The 3473-nt window shown below is 73.2% G+C and carries 3 protein-coding genes; all 3 read left to right on the plus strand.

Annotated elements, in window-relative coordinates; translation table 11 throughout:
• Positions 1 to 447: 447 nt before the first annotated feature.
• A complete protein-coding gene (locus ACFU7Y_RS41850; protein WP_380771659.1) occupies positions 448 to 1581 on the plus strand; it encodes a cytochrome P450 in 1134 nt (377 codons plus the stop codon).
• A complete protein-coding gene (locus tag ACFU7Y_RS41855; protein ID WP_224283211.1) occupies positions 1578 to 2474 on the plus strand; it encodes an enoyl-CoA hydratase/isomerase family protein in 897 nt (298 codons plus the stop codon). The genes ACFU7Y_RS41850 and ACFU7Y_RS41855 overlap by 4 nt, the downstream gene beginning before the upstream one ends.
• A gap of 137 nt (positions 2475 to 2611) precedes the next feature.
• Positions 2612 to 3400 carry a hypothetical protein gene (locus ACFU7Y_RS41860; RefSeq protein WP_380771657.1) on the plus strand — a complete coding sequence of 263 codons (789 nt, stop codon included), beginning with the start codon at positions 2612 to 2614 and terminating at the stop codon, positions 3398 to 3400.
• The last annotated feature ends 73 nt before the right edge of the window (positions 3401 to 3473 follow it).

Raw genomic sequence — 3473 nt, forward strand, 5'->3', positions numbered from 1 at the left:
GCCCCGCCCGGGGCGGTGCCCGGCTCCGAGACGGCTCAGACGTACCCGCAGGGCACCGCCACGGCGTCCGCCCGGGCCCCGCAGAAGAAGGGGTGGTGGAGCTCCTTCCTGGACGTCTTCCGGCTCTGAGACGGCCCGGGGCCGGTCCGACGCGCCGTCGGAAGTCGTTCGGTCACCGCGAGGTGAACGGCTCACGACGATGGTGCGGAACGTGACGGGAGCAACACGGATCGATGCTTGAGCGCGCTGTTACTGGGTAGATCGCCGCCGTACTGCCCGCCCGCGCGATAGGAGCCCCGTGTGACCGCCATGTTGGAAGCCCGCCCCGCGGACTTGGAGAGCCCTGGTGGAAGGGTCGACCGCCGTGCCGCCGTGCCGCTCCTGCGGAGGCTGCGGTCGGCCGAGGGACTCGCCGACCCGAGCCCGGTCTACGACGAGCTGCGGGCGCTGGGCGACCTCGTCCCGGCGCCCTGGGGCGGCTACCTGGTCACCGGGTACGAAGCGTGCGACCAGGTCCTGCGCGGCAGGACCTGGCTCGTCCCGGACTTCGCCTGGCAGGAGCGGCAGAGCGGGACGGAGCGCTGGGAGGCCGTCGCCACCCAGGAGATGAGCCGGACCCTCTCCCGGCTCAACGCCCCCGAGCACACCCGGCAGCGGCGCAGCCTCGGGAGCCTCTTCGACCGGAACACCCTGCGGGACATGGCGCCGGAGATCGAGGCCGACGTCGCCGGGCTGCTCGACCGCCTGGCCGAGCGAATACGGACGGACGGCGAGGCGGACTTCGCCTCCGTGGTCAGCGAGCAGCTGCCGATCGGCACCATCGGGCGCTGGCTGGGCATCGCGCCGGCGGACTACCCGCACATCCTGACGATGACCCACAACCAGGTGCACGCCCAGGAGCTGCTGCCCGCCAAGAGCCAGCTGGCGGTCTCCGAGCAGGCCACCATGGACCTGCGTGAGTACTTCACCCGCCTCGTCCGGGAGCGCCGCGAGAACGACGGCGACGACGTGATCGCCGGCTGGATCCGCACCTGGGACGCGCTGGAGTCCGACCGCGAGGCCACCGACCGGATGGTCTACCAGCTCACCATGTTCGTCACCATCGCCTCGCTGGAGACCACGGCGACGCTGCTCTCCTCGCTGGTGTGGCAGCTGCTGCGGTCGCCGGGCAGGTGGGAGTGGCTGCGGGAGCGGCCCGAGCACATCGACGAGGTGATCGACGAGGCACTGCGCTACGACCCGCCGATCCGGATCAACAGCCGCGTCGCGGGCGAGGACACCGTGCTGGCCGGGGTGTTCCTCCCCAAGGACACCATGGTCCACGTGATGTACGGCGCGGCCAACCGCGATCCGCGCCGCAACCCGGACCCGCACACCTTCGACCCGCTCCGCCGGGGCACCCACCTCACCTTCGGCGGCGGCGCCCACTACTGCCTCGGTGCGGGCCTGGCCCGGCTGGAGGCGCGCGCCCTGCTGGGCCGGCTGCTGGAGCGCTTCCCGACACTGCGGGCGGTGAGCCCGCCGGAGCACGCGCCCCGGATGGTCTTCCACCGGGTGACGTCCCTGAGAGTGGCCGCATGAACGTTTCCCCGCAGGCTCCCCAGTACCCCCCGTACGCGATGCAGCCCCCGTACCTGACGAACCCTCCGGCGCCCGGCGGCTGGTACCCCGAGCCCGGGCCCGCGGTGGTCCCCGAGCCCGCGCCGGCCCGTACGGTCCGTTCCGAGCTCCGGGACGCGGTGCTCCACGTCGAGCTGAACAGCCCGGGGACCGGGAACGCCGTCACCTCGGCCATGCTGGACGAACTCCTCGCCGTCCTCGCGGTACCCGACCCGGCCGTGCGCGTGATCGTGCTGTCCGGGGCCGGCCGGGACTTCTGCCTCGGCGGCGACCGCGACGAGCTCTTCGCGGGCCTGGACGAGGACCCGACCGGCGGCCGGATACGGAGCTACGGGGAGAAGGCCCGCAGGGTCTGCGACGCCCTCACCAACAGCTCCGCCGTCACCGTCGCACGGGTCCAGGGCCGGGCGACCGGCGCAGGCTTCGCCCTGGCGCTCGCCTGTGACCTGCGGGTCGGCGCCGACAACGCCGTCTTCCGGCTGCCCGAGCTCGCCCTGGGCCTGCCCGTCGCCTGGGGCGGTCTGCTTCCCCGTCTGCTCCACGAGGTCGGCGCGGCCCGGGTCCGGGAGATCATCCTCACCGGCCGTCCGGTCGGTGCGGTGGAGGCGGGTGAGCTCACCATCCTGCAGCGCGTCGTCTCCGAGCAGGACCTGGACGGGGCGGTGGCCGAGTGGACCAGGCCCATCACGCGCCGCCCCGAGGCCGCCCTGCGGGTCACCAAGACCCTGCTCGGCTCCCACGCGTCGGCCACCCGGCTGGCCGACGCCTCGGTGCTCGACTCCGAGCTGATGGCCTCCGTCCTCGCCGCCGCCCACTACACCCGCAGCCTCGCCACCCGGCCCCCGGCCGACTGACCGACGGCCGTGCGCACGAGAGGGGTCTGCGTCCTCGGGCGCGGGCCCCTCGCCCGTTCGGTAACCGATGGTGAATCCCGCCCGGATATTCGCTACCGTGTGCGATCGACGAAGGGGAGGGAATCGCGGTGGGGGCGATGCGCAACACCCGTGTGGCAGGGGCGGTCCTGACGATGGCTCTGGTGGTGGCCGGGGCGGCGGCCTGCGAGGGGGACAAGGGCGGCGCCGCCGCTGCCGCCACGCCGCCGCAGCCGTTCGGTGCCGGCGGTTACCGCGGACTGCAGCTGTCGATGACCAAGGACGAGGCGCTCGCCTCCGGAGCCCTGGAGGCGGCGCCGGTCTCGGTGCTCAACGGCTGCACCGACTACGCGTACAAGGGCGGCCCGGCGCCGGACCCGGTCCGGATGGCGACCGAGGCGCAGGTCCACGAGAAGGCCTCCAAGGCGATGGCCAGGATCGACGAGATCAGGGCGAACCGGAAGCCGGTCCCGCCGCTGACGCCCGGGGCGTCGGTGAAGGAGCTGCAGGAGTACAACAACCGCCTCCAGGAGCTGATCAAGCAGGACGCCGCCGACCAGCAGGAGATCGCCGCGCTCAACAAGGACCTGGACCTCGTCACGCCCGCCCGCAAGGCTCGGGACCAGGCCTTCCTGGCCACCGGGCGGGTCAGCTTCGGCACCAAGGGCCTGCGCCAGGTGGTCGCCCCGGCGGACGCCCGTACCGCCGAGGGGATCGGCGCCGGCTCGACCGAGGAGGAGCTCAAGCGGGCCTACGAGGGCAAGGAGCTGAAGCCGGCTGAGAACGGCAGGTTCGAGCTCCCGGCCGAGAGCGGCAGCGGCGGCCCGGACTGGTTCTACGAGTTCACCATGGCCGAGGGCAAGGTCGCTGCTCTCGCCCTGGTCAAGCACAACACGTACTGCTCCTGAGCGGACGGCCGCGAGCGGACCGGCGGCGGCGGCCCCCACGAACCCCCCGGGTCGGCGGGGCCTCCCCCGTACA

Origin of the sequence: Kitasatospora sp. NPDC057542 (assembly GCF_042801945.1) — a bacterium.
Taxonomy (GTDB): domain Bacteria; phylum Actinomycetota; class Actinomycetes; order Streptomycetales; family Streptomycetaceae; genus Kitasatospora.